Below are 17115 nucleotides of genomic sequence, written 5' to 3'. Positions count from 1 at the left end.
AATTTTATTTAAACTGATTATAAAAATTAGGTGCAGAGTTTAAATCTCTTTTATTAAATGTGTTGCCAGTTGACAAAGGAATTTAGATTTTAGTATCGAATATACTAATAACAATTATTATTATATTCAGGATAAGGAAAACTTATTGAGGTGGAAAAAGATGCTGGAAAATAATAAAGAGCAGAACATGCTGCTGGACACAATTGAAACACAGGTCTGGTATTTAAAGGATCCTTTTACTTATGGCAAAGCAAATCAGGCACATGCTGATTTTTTAGGTGTAGATAAGGAGGCTCTAGAAAATAAAAAATTAAATAAGGTTCTCTCTGATAAAGAAACTCAAATATGTAGTCTGAGCAATAAAAAGGTTTTTAAAGAAAAGAAAAAAATTAAGACGGAAGAATGGTTAAAAAATCATAAAGGTCAAGCAAGATTACTTGCGATAACTAAAAATCCAAAATTAAATAAAAGTGGTCAGGTGGATTATGTAGTATGTTCTGCCGAAGATATTACAGAACAAAAAGAAAGAGAATATATAGTTAAAGAGCTACATAAAATAGCTGTAGATTTTAAAGAACTAAAAAGCGAAAAAGAAATATGCGATATGACTGTAAAAGCAGCTGAGAGTCTTTTAGATTTTACCCTCTGTAATGTTATTTTAGCAAAAGGTGGGCAATTTATACCACTGGCTTCTTCCAGCAACTTTAAGCAGGAGCAGATTCCAATAACAGAAAAAAGCATTGCTGCCAGAACATTTCAGGAAGGTAAGAGTATTATAATTGATGATATTCAAAATAGTTTTGAAGCGGTGGCTATAAAAAACATTTATAAGTCAGGGATAAGTATTCCGATTGGAAACTATGGAGTTTTTCAGGCAGCAGCATCTAAAAAGAATGCTTTTAGTAAAAATGATCTGGAATTAGCAGAGATTTTAATATCACATGTTACCGCATCATTAGATAGAATATATGCTCAGGAAAGAATTAAAGAACAGAAAAATTTTCTGTCAACTATCTTAGAGGTGCAGAGCAGTCTTGTTTTATTAATAGATTCGGAGGGTAAAATTATTCGTTTTAATAAGGCCGCTGAGGAGCTTACAGGTTATAAAGAAAATGAAGTAAAAGGGGAAATTTTTTGGGATTTATTTATAAAAGAAACAGATAAAAAAGATGTTATTGACACTTTTTGTCGACTAAAAAATAAGGATTATCCCTATAAATACGAAAATTATCTGCTGACAAAAACTGGGGAAGAAAAATTAATTGTCTGGTCCAATAATGTTATTTTAAATGATGCAGATGATATTAAATATGTTGTAGCCACCGGTATTGACATAACAAAAAGAAAAAGGCAGGAAGAAAAACTAAAAGAACAAAAAGCATATTTTGAACAGCTTTTTAATAATTCTACAGAAGCAATAGTTCTTCTAGATAATAAACATCGAGTAATTAAAGTTAATAAAAAATTTGAGTCCTTATTTGGATTTACACAATCAGAACTTATAAATAAAAATATTGATGATTATATCTTACCGGAGGAATTATTAGAATCAGGACAGGAATATACTGAGGAAGTAAAAGAAGGTAAAAAAGTTGAAGGTGAGAGTCTAAGAAAAACCAAAAATGGTGATAAAATAAATGTTCATCTGCAGGGCTTTCCCATTAAATTAGAAAATGGGCAGATCGGTATCTATGGTTTATATCGCGATATTACGGAGAGAAAGAAGAGAGAAAAAAGAATAGAATATCTTTCTTTTCATGATGAAATGACAGGTCTATATAATAGAAGATATTTTGAAAATGAATTAAAAAGACTGAGCTCTTCCCGCCAGCATCCAATAACAATTGTGATTGGAGATTTGGATGGTCTCAAGATCATCAATGATACTTATGGCCATAAAAAAGGAGATGAGTATTTAGTTAATACAGCCCAAATACTAAAGGAAACTGCAAGAACTGAAGATATTATTGCTCGTATAGGTGGAGATGAGTTTGCTATGATTTTACCTGAGTCCAGATACAAAGAAGCAAAAAGTTTTTGCCAGAGATTAGAAAAAAATATTAAAGAATTTAACCAGGATAGAAACCTGGAGAAACCTTTGTCGATCTCGTTTGGTTTTGAGGTTATGATAGATGACAGCAGCAGTCTGGATAAGATCTTTAATAAAGCAGATCAGAATATGTATTTAAATAAAGGTCGAAAATAAGTAATTATTTGGAGGAATATCATAAAAAAGTAGATATTTAAATGTTTTTAGAATCTACCTTGCCAAAAAATAATATTATGGATGACTTAGGTCGGGATCTTAATACAGGATTCCGAATTTTTTAATGTCCAGAAATTCTATCTGATAGCTTTTATGATTGACAAAAATGGCTTGCAGATATTGATAGTACTTTTTTAGATTAGACAAAGATTGAAATTATAAAATAAGTAAAATTTGCAATATTTTGACTTGAATTAATATACTTATAATGGTATAATACCATATATTAACAAAATAATAGTTATTTAACAAATCAAAATAGAAAGGAGGTTGAATTTAACCGTCTGTCACACCAAACAGGAGGGATTAAATGAAGTTTAATAAAGTAGATACAAGTTTCTGGACTGACGAGAAGGTAAGGACCTGGGATAATAAAACAAAATTTGTGGCGTTATATATTTTAACAAATTTGCATAGATATTCTGAAGGACTTTATAGGTTACCCAAACACTATATTGCCGGTGATTTGTCAATTTCAATTGAAGAAGTGGAGCTGTTATTAAATAATTTGATTAGTGACGAATTTATAGCTTATGATGAAAAAAATTCAATAATTTTAATTAAAAGAGCCTTAAAATATTCTCCAATCAAAAATAAAAATCATCAAAAATCTGCTGTAAAAAAATTAAATGAACTACCTAAATCATATCTGTTTAACGTATTTTTGAATCTAGCTGAGCGGTATAATAATTCTTTTGCAAAATACTTAAGAAAAGAAATGCCAGAGTATTTTACTGGTCAAGATCCTGATTTAATGGGCGATTTCGATGCTATCAATAATGGTATTGCAGATGGCATTGATGATGCCGTTAATGATAGCATGGTTGATTCTCTAGAACTAGCTCCAGTTCCAGAACCATATCTAGAACTAGATCAATTTGATAAAATATTCGATTCCGATTGGCAGATGGAAATTATATTTATCGAAAAAAAATTTGATGGAACTAATATTTTAAAGCTAAATAATAAACCAGCAGCTAAGACAGATAGGGGTGAAATTGAAGCGGAGAAATTAACTGAAAAATTAATTAATTTAATCCTATCAAATAATTCCAGAGCGAGTGTACCAGAAAAGAACCCAGAAAATAATCGTTTTAAAAAGTGGTTAAATTCGATCGATAAGCTGCATCGACTGGGTCCTGTAGGAGCCAGAAAAAAAGAGAATAAAGGTTACAGCTGGCAGGAGATTGAAAAAATTATAGAATTTAGTCAGAAAGATGATTTCTGGAGAAGTAATATTTTAAGCGCACAAAAGTTACGAAAACAGGTGATAGTTCTGGAAAATCAAATGAAAAGGAATGGATATCGCGATCAAGCGGAAGCTAAAATAGATATGTTAGCAGAATTATATGCGGAGGCAGAAGAGGGAGGCTCAGATGATTAAAAAAGAGATTATTAAACTGCTTACTTATTTAAATCATTGTTATCCAGGAAAGTTTAAATTTCCTAAAACTTCAAAGAGAGAAAACGAAATGCTGATCGAGGTCTGGTATGATCTGCTTAAATTTTATGATAATAAGTGTGTAATCAGTGTTTTAAAAAAAATAATAATCAACAGCGGTCACTGGCCGCCTTCAGTAGGGGAGATTGTAAAGGAAGTAGAAAGAATAAAACTTCCGGCAGAAGCAAAGATTACTGCAGGTGAGGCCTGGAATTTGGTTTTAAGGGCTGTCAGAAGATATGGCTATTATAGAGCGGGAGAGGCGATGAAGTCTTTACCCCCTAAGGTCAGAGAGACTGTGGAACACTTTGGTGGTTTTACAGCAATCTGTCATAGTGACTGTAATAACAATTATGTACGCAGTCATTTTATGAAGCTCTATAAAGAAGTTAATCGTTGCCAGGAAGAATTTATGTATTTACCTGCTGCAGTTAGAGATGAGCTTCTCGAAGCAGCTCCTAGAAATGAAAAGTCAAATAGGGAGTGGTTGTTATGAAACGTGAGGAGCTGGTTGAACTATTTGAAAAAAAAGTCAGGACAGAAAGACAAATTCCTACTGCCAGAGATATAGATAAAGACCCCAGATTTCCCTCCTACAGGAAATTTAAAAAAAGTTTTGGCAGTAAAAGGATCAGACAGGCAGAAGAACTTAAAAAAATAGTTGATCAATATAAAATTAAATTTAAAATTGATGAGCTGTTCTGTAAAGACTGTAACTTTAACAAACTTGAGTGCGGCAGGAAGCTTGAAGAATGCAAAGAGCAGGGTGAGCTGTATATTAAAATTCTAAAAGGAGAATTGCAAAATCATTAAGCTGTTTCCGGTCTCTGTGTAAAAGCAGAGGCCTTATTTTTTACTGTTTAAAGTACTGATCATTATCGTTGAGTACGATCAAAGTGTCAATCGACTCTTTTAAATCTTTGATTAAGGGTTCAAATCTGACCAAAAGATAAATTGATAAAACCATTGGAAAACCATAAGTACTGATAAGATTGAATATTTCTTTCATGAGATCCTCCTTTCTGTTTTTTCTTATTTTAATTATATCATAAAAAGAAGCTGGAAAAGTTGAAAAAAAGCCGTTTTTGCTAGCTTTATCCTGGATTAGAGAATAAATTTGTCGAATTGTGGATAAAGGAAAATGTGGTTATTTATAGAAGTATAAATTTAGATGTTAAAAACTAATTTAAATTATTAATTATAGAAATAAATTGATTATATAAATAAGAAAAGTCCATTTTGAATAGGAGGAAATATTTTGTTAATATATCATGGTACAAAAACAAATTTTATGCAAGACCTAGAACAAGATACATTGGTAGATGATTTAAAAAATATAATTTATGATAAGATGAATAGGACAACCATAAAAAGTGAATTTAAATCTTGGCAAAATTCTATGCAGTATATGTATAAAGTATTAAATGATCAAGAAATACCCAATAATTCTGGTGTAGCGATTGAGTATAATATTCCTAACACTTCAAAAAGGATAGACTTTATTTTATCCGGTTTAGATTCAAGCAAAAAAAATAATACTGTAGTAATTGAGTTAAAACAATGGAGCAAAATAAATCTTGTGCACGGAAATGACGGTCTAGTAGAAACTTATACCGGTAATAAATTGAGAAGAGTTGTTCATCCTTCATATCAAGTTTGGTCATATTGTACTATGATTGAAGACTACAATTTTTATGTTCAAGAAAATGATATTCAGCTAAATCCATGTGCATATCTTCATAATTACCCAAAGAAAAAAAACGATATTATAGAACATAATCTTTATCAAGACTATATAGAAAAAGCACCAGTTTTTGCAAAAGGGGATATTCCAAAGTTACGAAAGTTTATTAAAAAATTTATTAAATATGGTGATAATAAAAAGACATTATATTCCATTGAAAATGCAAAAATTAAACCATCAAAAAGCCTTCAAGACTCGCTTGTGAGTATGTTAGATGGAAATCAAGAATTTATAATGATAGATGAACAAAAGGTAGTTTATGAAGAAATTATGGAACTAGCAAAAAAATCTAAACAAGATGGGAAGAAAAGGGTTTATATTGTTGAAGGAGGTCCTGGAACTGGCAAATCTGTTGTTGCAATAAATTTGCTTGTTAATTTAACTAACAAAGAACATTTTTGTCAGTATGTATCTAAAAATAGTGCCCCCAGAAATGTATATACTGCTAAGTTAACGGGTACAAGAAAAAAGACACATATTAATAATCTATTTACTGGTTCCGGTAGTTTTAAAGATATTGATGAAAACATGTTTGATAGTTTGATTGTTGATGAAGCTCATAGATTAAATGAAAAATCTGGATTTTATTCTAATGAGGGAGAAAACCAAATAAAAGAAATAATAAATGCTTCAAATTTCAGCGTGTTTTTTATTGATGAAAATCAAAGGGTACATATTAAAGATATAGGAAATGTTGAGGATATTAAAATGTGGGCAGAAAAATTTAATGCTGATATTTATGAAAATGAATTAGTATCACAATTTAGATGTAATGGATCAGATGGTTATTTGGCTTGGTTAGATAATACCCTTGAAATTAATGAAACAGCTAACTTCACATTAAAAGATGTTGATTATGATTTTAAGGTGTTTGATGATCCTCAAGAATTAAGAGATAAAATTGTTTTTTTAAATGATAGTGAAAATAATGCAAGGATTTTAGCTGGTTACTGCTGGAATTGGCCTAAAGAAGGAAAAAGTAATCCTAATTATCATGATATAAAAATTGGAGATTTTGAAATGAGTTGGAATTTAAATGACACCAGTACTTATGCAATTGATGAAGGTTCTATTCATCAAGCAGGTTGTATTCATACTTCACAGGGCCTAGAATTTGATTACGTTGGAGTGATTATTGGAGAGGATATGAGATATGAAGATGGTAAAATAGTTACTGATTATAATCAAAGAGCTACATATGATAGTTCTATAAGAGGTCTTAAAAAAATGGCTAAATCTAATCCTAAAAAAGCTGACAAAATAGCAGATGAAATAATTAAAAATACTTATAGAACATTAATGACCAGAGGAATGAAAGGCTGCTATATTTATTGTGTTGATAAAAATCTACAAAAATATTTTAAAAAAATGATGAATTAATAGGAGGAAATATGAAAGATAATATTAGTGATTTAGAGAAAGTAGTAAAAGACTTCTGTGAGGAGCGTGATTGGGATCAATTTCATAATCCAAAAGATTTATCTATTGGAATTTCTACGGAAGCAAATGAATTGTTAGAAATCTTTAGGTTTAAATCAAAAGAAGAAATTGAATATATTATGAATAATACAAATAAAAAAGAAAAAGTAGAAAATGAGCTTGCAGATATAATGTTCTTTATATTAAGATTTGCTCAAATGAATAATATTGATTTAGAAAATATATTAAAAAGAAAAATTAAAATAAATAGTCAAAAATACCCAATAGATTTAGCTAAAGGAAACAACAAAAAATACAACGAATTATAATTTAATTTTATTCATTATTTTAGTTTCTTTAAATGACTAAATATAAATCTTTATAAATAATCATTTTGAGATATAAATTTGGAAAAATTATCGAAGTTTTATTTATTTAATCAGAAATATGAGTGAAGCCAAGAAAAGAACAAATTTGAACAAAAAATAAAATTACTTTTTATGATGTTCTTAAAGTTAATAAGCCGCTGTAAAAATTATGGATAATGAAATATTAAAGAAAATTGCTGTAGAATTAGCGTAAACTATCAGAAACATTAAAACTATTGACTGGAATTCTCGTAAAAGTGTAAGAGCTAAGATGAAGGTGAGATCAGAAGGCTGTTAAGAAAATATAATTATCCACATGATAAACAAAAAAGCTATTGATACTGTGATGGAACAAGCAGAAAAGATATGTGATAGTTAAGTTGGTTTTATAAGTTAAGAATTTAATTTTTATAGAAAGGATTGAATATAATGAGAAATAAAGTCACCGGTTTTGTCGCATATAGTTCTTCTCCACCTGCAATACCTGAAACATTTAGAACGTTTATTGTAAATGTAAACAAGAATAATATTATTAATTTAGTGGGTTGGGAATCTTTAAAAAATGATGGGAATTTAATAATAAATTCGATTATTAATAAAATTAAACAATCAGACTTATTTATTTGTGACATTACTACACTTAATCATAATGTATTGTTTGAACTTGGTTATGCAATTGCATTAAAAAAGAAGATTTGGATACTTTTGAACCCCAATTTAAATAATACCATAAGTAAATTTAAGAAATTCAAATTACTATCTACAGTGGCATATGTAAGTTACAGTAATAGTAATGATATAATTGAGAACTTTTATAGTAAAGAGCCATATAATGATTTAAATAATACATTATTTAATGATATTATAAAAGATAGCATTTTGAATTCCAAAGAAGAAAATTTATTATATTTAAAAAGCAAAATAGATACTGAATCATCTATTAAGCTTTCTAGGCTTATTGACAGTTATGATATTCCTACATTAGTTGATGATCCATTAGAGGTGCCTAATCAAACATTATCATGGTATTTGCAAAAAATATATAATTCGCAGGGGATTATTTCACATTTTCTTGGATTAGATCATATAGGAAACGAGCTTCATAATGCAAAAGTTTCTTTTGTTTCAGGTATAGCATATGGTTTAGGTAAAGAAATGTTAATGTTAGCTCATTCCCCTTATGAATCTCCTATAGATTATAAAGATATTTTAAAACAACATGAAACAGCATCACAATGTGTAAAATTAGCTGAAAATTGGTTAGATAAAATAGAAAATGAATTTAAAGTAACAAACTTAAAACAAAAAGAAAATTTAAAGAAAAATAAAGACCGTACCAAACTACAAAAGATTGCCTTAGGTGATTATATAGCAGAGAATGAATCTGGTAACTTATCTAATTATTTTGTAGAAACTGCTGAGTTTAAAGAGGCATTTAATTCTCAAAGGTCAATATTTATTGGTCGTAAAGGGGCTGGTAAAACAGCAAATTTATTTATTTTATCAAAAAAACTAAAGAGTGATAATAGAAATCTTGTTTGTGTAATAAAACCTGTGGCTTACGAATTAAATGGAATAATTCGTATGTTAAAACAGCCTATACCTAAATCCGAAAAAGGATTTTTAACCGAAAGTTTTTGGAAATATTTAATTTATACTGAAATAGCCAAAAATGCTTATGAATTATTGGATAATAAACCAAGCTATTATCATAAATCACAGATTGAAAAAGATTTTTTAAGCTTTATAAAAGAAAATAAAGAATTAATATTACCTAAGTTTTCTATAAGGTTAGAAAAAGTTGTTGAACAGCTTCAAGATTTACATAAAGATAATTCTTCTAGTAAACAGAGATTAAAAATTAGTGAAAATTTACATTCAAACATTATTAATAAAATACGTAGCCAGTTAGGAGAATTGTTGAATGACAAAAATAAAGTTGTAATATTGATTGATAATCTAGATAAAAATTGGTCTTCAGAACTCGATCTGCCAACTTTCAGTAAACTGTTGTTAGCTTTGTTTGATGTTAGTCAGAATATTATTAGAGATTTTGATAAATCAGATCATTGGCGTAAGCATGTTAATTTGTCTTTAATTATTTTCTTAAGAAGAGATATTTTTAATCAAATAATTAATTTTGCTCCTGAAAAAGATAAAATATCATATAAAAAAATTATTTGGAATGATCCTGAATTATTATTGCGTGTTTTAGAGGAAAGAATAATTTATTCTAATAATAGTTCTACTTTAAATTTTTCAGATGATTTATGGAATAAATATTTTTGTAATAATGTGGATGGTTTGAACACAAAGACTTATATAGTAAATTCAATACTTCCAAGACCAAGAGATTTGATATTTTTTGCAAAAGAATCATTTAATAATGCTATTAATAGAAATCATACTATTGTTAAGGAAGAAGATATTTTGGATGCTGAAATGGAATATTCTCAACATGCTTTAGAGTCTATAATTGTTGAGGCGGGAGATAGAATTGAAAATTTTGAAGATTTATTATATGAATTTTTAGGATCAAATGAAATTATTACTGATAAAGAAATTACTCAAATTATTAATTCTGTCGGACTTAAAGACAATCAAAAACAAATTGTAATTGATCTTTTATGTGAGCTTTGTTTTTTAGGGATAGAAATAAAAGATGGAGAATATAAGTTTTTATATGATGACAAACAAAACAAAAAGTATAAAGTAATGGCGAGAAAAACTGCAAGGCAATCAGAAGACGAAATTAGAAAATATAAAATAAATAAGCCATTTCATGCATATTTAGAAATTAAAAGTTAAATTTAGGTTGTCTAATTAGAGGACACAGTGAAAGCAATTTTTTAAAAAATTATTAGATTTAGATCCAAATAGAAAGCGTTCGATGAATTATACTATTGGTTAGGAAAATCATATGAAATTCCATTTTCTTTAATTAAAGAGTCTGACAGTTGGAAAGTCTCCCAAATATTAGTATATATTTTCCTATCTATCCTCCAATTTGCCGTACACTCACAGGTGAAGACTGATACTACCTACCTGTAGTAATAGATCATTATTCAAATAAAGTGGCTGACTTCTGGTCGATTAGTAAAAGAATGACCAGATAGCTTCTCATAGATGCTCTTAACATGGGAATTAAAAATATAAACCAGAAAAGGGTTTAGTTTTTCATTTTGATAAAGGCAGTCATTATGCAAGTCATGACATGCAAAAAGAACTATGGAAAAATGGTATGAGTCCTCAATGAACTGTAAAGATAATGGTAAGTGTGTTTACCATTATAGAGAGCAGCGGTTCTTTTAATATTTAAGCCTTTCTAATTTATTTTCAAAGATACTTGCTGTCATCTTGCAGTTTAAATCAGTAAAAATACCTGACACTATTACTAATATTGGAGAATATACTTTTAGTGATAATGATTTAACAGCAATAGAAATGCCTGTTGGTATTGTTTCTATAGGTGATCGAGCATTAAATAATAACAATTTAAGATCAATAAAAATACCCGATACCGTTACCTCTATTGGAGATTATGCTTTTATAAGTAATAACTTAAAATCAGTGAAAATACCAGATGGTATATTTGTTGACGGCTTTAAATTTGATAGTGATGTTGAATTTAACATAATAAATTATTAATATCAATCCAGTTAATTACTATTATTGAAGCTGCATTGAGAACTATAATTTTTTTATTAATATTTTAATAGATATCTTTAAAGAGTCCAGCAAATCAGGTTTAGGAGTGCTGGGAGACATTACTATTGGCGGAGGAATAGAAAGAGTAGCTAAGTTATCTGATTCACTTGCTTTACTTTATGATAATGGAGCTAAGAATGTATTAGTTCTTATTGCTAATGCTCCGGATATGGAAAATTTAAATCCTGAGTTACTAATCCGCTTTTTTTGTTAATGACCAGAAGTTGTTGGAGAAGTCAATTGTGGAGGAGTAAATTGATATGAAAATTAAATTATTTAATATTTTATGAAGTTATTTGACTTAAAAGTAATTTATTAGAAAGAAAAATATTTAAAAAGGAGCAATTTAACTATGGAAATAGAACTTTTTGAAGAAGAAAAAATTGACTTTGAAGAAATTGATTCAGCTGAAGAAATTGATGTCAGTAATAGGGAAATTAATGAGAAATATAAAAAAGGTGAAGTAAGAATAGTAACTGAACAAGCTAGATATCCTTTGAATACTATTGTTCCATTATTAAAGAGTGAAAATTATATTTTAAATCCGGAATTTCAACGTAGGCATAGATGGGATAAAATAAAGAAGTCTCGCTTAATTGAATCATTTATTATGAATGTACCAATACCACCTATATTTTTATATGAAGTAGATTATTCCGTTTATGAGGTAATGGATGGTTTACAAAGATTAACTGCTATTTATGAATTTTACCAAAACAACTATGAGTTGGATGGATTGGAAGAGTGGGAAGAATTAAATGGCTCATATTATAAAGACTTACCTGAACAAATTCGTAAAGGTATTAATAGAAGATATATATCTTCTATTATTTTATTACAAGAAACTGCAAGAGATAAGGATGAAGCACAAAGATTAAAACAATTAGTTTTTGAAAGAATTAACAGTGGTGGTGTAAACTTAGAACGACAAGAAACAAGGAATGCGTTATATAATGGAAAATTAAATCAATTATGTATTGATTTGTCTAGTAATAAATATTTATGTAAGATGTGGAATATTCCTGAACATAACTCAGGTGACATTAATAATGTTTCGCAAGAATTATTAGAAAATAGATTATATAGAAAAATGGAAGATGTAGAATTAGTATTACGGTTTTTCGCATATAGACAAATTGATAAGATGAAAAATGCAACAAATACAAATGATTTTTTAGATTATTTTTTAATAGAAGGAAATTCTTTTGATAAAAATATAATTAATAATTATGAGAAAATATTTGAAGATACTATTAAACTTGTTTATGATATTTTAGGAGAAAATGCTTTCTGCCTTTATCGAGAAAGACAAGGAGATTGGAAGTGGTATAACCGTCCAACTAAAGCTGTATATGATCCCTTGATGCAAGTTATGAGTCAGTATTTAGATTTCGCTGAAGTGCTTGTGGAGAAAAAAGAAACGATTAATATTGAACTTGCTGATTTTTATAAGGAAAACTATGATGATTTTGGAGGTCGTAATACAAATAAAAATCATGTAACTAAAAGAATAGAATTATTAAGTGATTTTGTTAAGCAATATATTGAGGAAGATAATAATGAGGGGTAATTTAAATGAATTTATTAATGGTTTAGAAAAATTAAGAGATTATATATCAGGAGTTAAATTACAAAATGAATTATTGGCTAGTAATTTAGAAAAAAGAGAACACTGTGAAATTCATAATTTAATCGAAGATATTAAAGAACATCACATGAAGTTTAGAACAAAAAAAGTTTTTGAATATAATACGATCATTATTTCATTATATGGTTTTTTTGAAAGATATTTAGAGGAAATTATTAAAGGTTATTTAAATGAATTAAATACTATAATTGATGATTTCTCAAATTTACCTAATACAATTTCAGAAAATCATCATGATTTATCAGCTCAATTATTACGTAATATTGAACTTCCAAAATACCAAGGAGTTATTTCAAAAAATGAAATAATAAAAAATCTATATTCTTGTATAAATAATGATGAATTTAATTATAAGATTAATTTAGAAGCTTATACTTATCATTCATCTAATTTTAGACATGAAGAAATTAATAGATTTTTTTCTAATATTGGAATAAACAATATTTCACATTTAGTTAAACAAGAAAGCATGTTTAAAAAATATATGAATAATAATTATCCAGAAATTAATTTATCTAATACTAGAGACAAAATAGTTTTTAATAAGTTAGATGATTTGGCTAATAGAAGAAATGATGTAGCTCATGGATCAGTGGGCCAAATACTCAATTTGAACTTATTGTTAGAGTATATAGATTTTTTAGAAGTTTATGGGAATGCATTGTTTAATGTATTATATGATAAAGTTCTTTCTTATGAAGTAAAACATAATTCTGTAAAATTAAATTCACCAATTAAAATTTATGATAATAAAATTATTATACTTGAATTAGAAAATATTAAAATAGCTGTAGGTGATAAAATTATTGCAGAAAGAAATAGTAATTATCCCAAATATTTATATGGTAATATCAAAGAATTGCAAATAGATGGTGAAAGTTATCAAATGATATCAGAAGAGAAAAGCATTAATATTGGAATGGAAATAAATTTTAAAGCAAAGGAAAACCAAATTTTTTATTTGAATAAGTAGTATTACATTAAATTTAACTTCTGATAATATGTATTGGAGAGTCTGCTGTCGCTCTATGCTAATTCATTCTAAAATGGTAGTAGTGTAAATGATAACCTTAAACTTCAGGAATATTATCTGTAACCCAGAATAACACAACAGGAGGAAAATTTTATGCTTGAAGTATTTGATCAATTATATAATGATATTTCTTTAGGAAATTATAAAAGTTTTATTATTGAAAAATTTTATTTAAAAAACAACTATTATTGCACAAGAGTTTTTTTTACAAAACAACATATTGAGAAGAGCTATGAAATAGAAAGTAAAATTAATGATGTTAAAATAAATAAACAAGTAAATCAAATTTGGAATTATTTTAACAAAGACATAAATAAATATAATAGTTTAAAAGATAATTTTACAAAATTAATTAGAGAAAATCATAAAGTAAAAATTATCGATCCAGCTAAACATGGTAGTAGTCCCTTATGGTATTTAAAAAAAGATTTAAATGTAGGAGCTAAATTGATAATTATCTATAATAAAAAGTTTGAAAAATATTTTAATGAAAATTCAGTAAAAACAATTGATTCAGAAAAACCATTTGATAAAAGAGATGTAATTTTTGATGAGACAGGTTTTTCATTAAAACTTCCTTTTTTAGAAAGAAGTTTAATTTTTATTTTACCTTATGAAAATGCTTCAATCAAAAGATGGAAAATATATAAAAAGGAAGAAGGATGGGAAGGAGTTAAGTGTACAATTAATTTCAGAAGATTTCTTCATCCCTTTCCTAAGTTTAAATTATCTTGTAAGTTATATAATAAGAAAAAGAATATGTTCTATGAAAATAATTTTGAAATAAAAAATGATGATAAACTTGTATATAAGATATTTCCTCCAAAAGAAAAGGCTCAAGAAATTTATAAAGTTGAGGCAAAACTATATGAAAATGATAAATTAATTGATAATTATACTGGTAATCCAGTTAGAGAAATAAAAATTAATGTAGACTTATCTGGAGATGGTATAAATGGCACAAATTAAATTGGCCATATGTCAAATCCCATTATTACTAGAAAAAAACACGAGAAAAATTTATAATCTTGAAGCACATGTTGAAAAAGTTGAAGCTTGCTTAAACTTTGCTGAAAATAAAGAAATAGATTATATTATTTTTCCTGAATATTCTTTTGATCCTGTAATGACTGATGTATATTTGTCAAAATCAAACAATATGACTATTATAGGAGGATCTTACATATCAGAAGATAATTATAATGTTACAGTAATAGCTAAATCGGGAGAAATATATTCTTACAATAAAATTAATTTGTCACCATATGAAAATTCAATTATTCAAGGAAATAAGTTGAATTCTGGTGACGATTATAATTTATATTTACAGGGGTCTCAAGATGTTAAGTTTGGTGTCTTAACTTGTTATGATTATTATGAATTATCAAGAAATGTTGCTGAGCAGGAACTTCCTGATGGTTCTCTAATTGATATTATTTTTTCACCAACTTGTAATAACAATCCTGGGCTTTTTCATGATGAAGCCAATGCAACTCATCATCGTAGAGATAACTATTATTCTATCATATGTAATGTTTCCTCTTTAAAGAAAATAGATGGGAGTAGTGGTAGTATAGTTAGTCATGATTATTATGGTGGTAGTAGTATTTTTGGATTATATGAATCTGTTATTAAAGAACAGTTAGTAGAATTGGAATTAAGCGATACTAATTATATAAATATGATTTTAAATTTGAAAGAGGGGAATAAAATATTAGTTACATCCTTAGAAGTACCCTACTATATGCACAGAAGAAGATCAAGAGAATATACTGAAAACCCTTCATCTATTGAACTATTTGAAATAAATGAAAATAACACTTTTGATCAGCAATATTAAATACAAATCTAAACGCCGGAAAACAATATATTGCCGGTTCTGATATTGCAGCTTTCAAACTTATTAGATAAAGAAAAGAGCTATATAAGTTTAATTCAATTTTTATCCAGCAAGTATGTTGATAAAGATTATGGTTTGCAAAAATTATAATCATTTAAAAGATCTTTCTATTTAATCAAGGGTAATTGTCTTAAGAGTCGTTAATCCTGTTAATTAAATTAAGTTAAATATACAACTAATCATACAAACGTTTGTTAATGATCTTGTGGTATGATATATTAATATATATATATAATGATTTAAGAATTTAAATAGGAGGGTTATCGATGGGCAAGTTACTAATGACGCTTAGGGAAAGAACTTTACTGATGAATAGTGAAACTATTAAAGATTATGGAAAATTAAAAAAACTCATTGAAGAAAGGCCAACTATTAAAAGAGCAGAAGCGAAAAATTTAGATTTAAAAATGCAAACTTTTTTCAGAAATATGTATTCTAAAGTTCTAAAACAAGCAGCTTCCGAATGGAGTAGTAACTCAGCCCATCCTGTAGATGTTATAATTGATGAAGAAAAAACAATTCAATGCCAATTATGCCATCAACCAATTAAGAATATTTGTTATATTGTAAATAAGATAAATGAAAACGAATTAATTGTAGGATCAGATTGTGTAAAGAATTTTGAAATGAATTTAGGTAAGCCTATTGAAAAATTATTAGAAGATATGTTAAAAACAAAAAGACTTACTATTTTAAATGAAAGTTGTAATAATATAGAAGATATTATTAATACGTGGGAATATACTTTAGAAAATTTTGATGTTTTAATACCTGGTTATTTAGAGAAAGAATATTTAGAATTAGGCACTCAAATTAAAAAAAATTATAATAATTTTATTGAGAAGAAAAATAAAAAGAAAAATGAAGATATTATTAAGACAATTGAAGATTTATTAGAAAAAAGAGAAATTTTGATAAAAAAGTTAGAGAATTATGTAAAAGATCATAAAAATGACAAATATGTTGTAACTAGGTCAATGGTTAAGTGGTTAAAACAGAAAAATAAACATAAGGTAATAAAATGGTTGAAAAGCACCGGTAAAGTAGGTATGAAAACTGCTCATAGGATTGGTGAAGATAATTATCTACAATCATTAGTGGACGATTTAAATTTAAAACTTAAAAACACTAACATAAAAATAATTAATTTCACGCCAAATTATAAGGGGAGAAAAGGTTATATTTATCAATATCAAAACAATCTGAAATTATTTTGTAGCTATAGTAATTTTTTATTAGAAAGCTCTTGGATGATTTTTAATGGCTCTTTAAACGAAGATTATGATGAGATGAAAAATAATTTATTAAGCCACAGTATTCCACATCAGGATTCTTACCAGATGGTTACTAATATGTTATTCAATATTATCAAAAAATTAAAATTTTCTATTCATTTATTTGATAAAGATTTTGATCAGTTATTCATTTATAATAATGAAACAGATAAATATTTTATTATGGATAATTTCAGTTCATTCATTAATAAAAATTTAAACTTGAATTCGGCAAGTAAAAATACCGAATCCCGTTATGATAGTCTTTAAACAGTAAATCTAGTTCAAATTTTTTTGAATAAAAAAATAGAATC

At 27.2% G+C, this 17115-nt stretch carries 15 protein-coding genes; 14 read left to right on the top strand and 1 reads right to left on the bottom strand.

From position 1 onward, the window contains the following. The first annotated feature begins 160 nt into the window (after nucleotides 1-160). The 4 genes from DFR80_RS07550 (at nucleotide 161) to DFR80_RS07535 (ending at nucleotide 4520) form a co-directional block, all read left to right on the top strand. Nucleotides 161-2206, top strand: coding sequence for a PAS domain S-box protein (locus tag DFR80_RS07550; RefSeq protein ID WP_114489628.1), 2046 nt, complete (start codon nucleotides 161-163; stop codon nucleotides 2204-2206). A gap of 370 nt (nucleotides 2207-2576) precedes the next feature. Continuing rightward, on the top strand, nucleotides 2577-3650 hold the full coding sequence (locus DFR80_RS07545) for a hypothetical protein (RefSeq protein ID WP_114489627.1): 1074 nt from the start codon (nucleotides 2577-2579) through the stop codon (nucleotides 3648-3650). Continuing rightward, nucleotides 3643-4203, top strand: a complete 561-nt coding sequence (locus DFR80_RS07540) for a replicative helicase loader/inhibitor (protein ID WP_114489626.1) — start codon at nucleotides 3643-3645, stop codon at nucleotides 4201-4203. The genes DFR80_RS07545 and DFR80_RS07540 overlap by 8 nt, the downstream gene beginning before the upstream one ends. Continuing rightward, entirely contained in the window at nucleotides 4200-4520 is a 321-nt protein-coding gene (locus DFR80_RS07535) for a hypothetical protein (RefSeq protein ID WP_114489625.1), read from the top strand. The genes DFR80_RS07540 and DFR80_RS07535 overlap by 4 nt, the downstream gene beginning before the upstream one ends. A 40-nt stretch (nucleotides 4521-4560) precedes the next feature. Here DFR80_RS07535 and DFR80_RS07530 read toward each other — a convergent pair whose 3' ends face one another. After that, a complete protein-coding gene (locus DFR80_RS07530; RefSeq protein WP_114489624.1) occupies nucleotides 4561-4716 on the bottom strand; it encodes a YvrJ family protein in 156 nt (51 codons plus the stop codon). A 249-nt stretch (nucleotides 4717-4965) separates the two neighbouring features. On the opposite strand from DFR80_RS07530, the gene DFR80_RS07525 reads away from it, so the two are divergent. The 10 genes from DFR80_RS07525 to DFR80_RS07485 all read left to right on the top strand — a co-directional run bounded on the left by DFR80_RS07525 (nucleotide 4966) and on the right by DFR80_RS07485 (nucleotide 17071). Then, nucleotides 4966-6831, top strand: coding sequence for a DUF2075 domain-containing protein (locus tag DFR80_RS07525; protein WP_199505791.1), 1866 nt, complete (start codon nucleotides 4966-4968; stop codon nucleotides 6829-6831). 11 nt (nucleotides 6832-6842) lie between these two features. Then, nucleotides 6843-7199: a nucleotide pyrophosphohydrolase gene (locus tag DFR80_RS07520; RefSeq protein WP_114489623.1), complete on the top strand. Its 357-nt coding sequence runs from the start codon at nucleotides 6843-6845 to the stop codon at nucleotides 7197-7199. A gap of 468 nt (nucleotides 7200-7667) precedes the next feature. Then, a complete protein-coding gene (locus DFR80_RS07515) occupies nucleotides 7668-10046 on the top strand; it encodes a P-loop ATPase, Sll1717 family (protein ID WP_114489622.1) in 2379 nt (792 codons plus the stop codon). A 549-nt stretch (nucleotides 10047-10595) separates the two neighbouring features. Next, entirely contained in the window at nucleotides 10596-10886 is a 291-nt protein-coding gene (locus DFR80_RS07510) for a leucine-rich repeat domain-containing protein (protein ID WP_158537694.1), read from the top strand. 106 nt (nucleotides 10887-10992) lie between these two features. Beyond that, complete coding sequence (locus DFR80_RS15200; protein WP_158537693.1) at nucleotides 10993-11160, top strand: hypothetical protein; 168 nt, start codon at nucleotides 10993-10995, stop codon at nucleotides 11158-11160. A gap of 138 nt (nucleotides 11161-11298) precedes the next feature. Continuing rightward, complete coding sequence (locus DFR80_RS07505) at nucleotides 11299-12516, top strand: DUF262 domain-containing protein (protein ID WP_114489620.1); 1218 nt, start codon at nucleotides 11299-11301, stop codon at nucleotides 12514-12516. Further along, on the top strand, nucleotides 12506-13567 hold the full coding sequence (locus DFR80_RS07500) for an MAE_28990/MAE_18760 family HEPN-like nuclease (protein ID WP_114489619.1): 1062 nt from the start codon (nucleotides 12506-12508) through the stop codon (nucleotides 13565-13567). The genes DFR80_RS07505 and DFR80_RS07500 overlap by 11 nt, the downstream gene beginning before the upstream one ends. 153 nt (nucleotides 13568-13720) lie before the next feature. Further along, the gene (locus DFR80_RS07495; RefSeq protein WP_114489618.1) at nucleotides 13721-14596 is read left to right on the top strand and encodes a hypothetical protein; all 876 of its coding nucleotides are present in this window, start codon (nucleotides 13721-13723) and stop codon (nucleotides 14594-14596) included. Beyond that, nucleotides 14583-15467, top strand: coding sequence for a hypothetical protein (locus DFR80_RS07490; RefSeq protein WP_114489617.1), 885 nt, complete (start codon nucleotides 14583-14585; stop codon nucleotides 15465-15467). The genes DFR80_RS07495 and DFR80_RS07490 overlap by 14 nt, the downstream gene beginning before the upstream one ends. A 326-nt stretch (nucleotides 15468-15793) precedes the next feature. Continuing rightward, the gene (locus DFR80_RS07485; protein ID WP_114489616.1) at nucleotides 15794-17071 is read left to right on the top strand and encodes a hypothetical protein; all 1278 of its coding nucleotides are present in this window, start codon (nucleotides 15794-15796) and stop codon (nucleotides 17069-17071) included. The last annotated feature ends 44 nt before the right edge of the window (nucleotides 17072-17115 follow it).

This window comes from Halanaerobium sp. ST460_2HS_T2 (assembly GCF_003337665.1).
In the GTDB taxonomy this organism is placed as follows: domain Bacteria; phylum Bacillota; class Halanaerobiia; order Halanaerobiales; family Halanaerobiaceae; genus Halanaerobium; species Halanaerobium kushneri.
The sequence above is the reverse complement of the archived record's forward strand: the minus strand, read 5'-3'. Positions and strand labels throughout refer to the sequence as shown.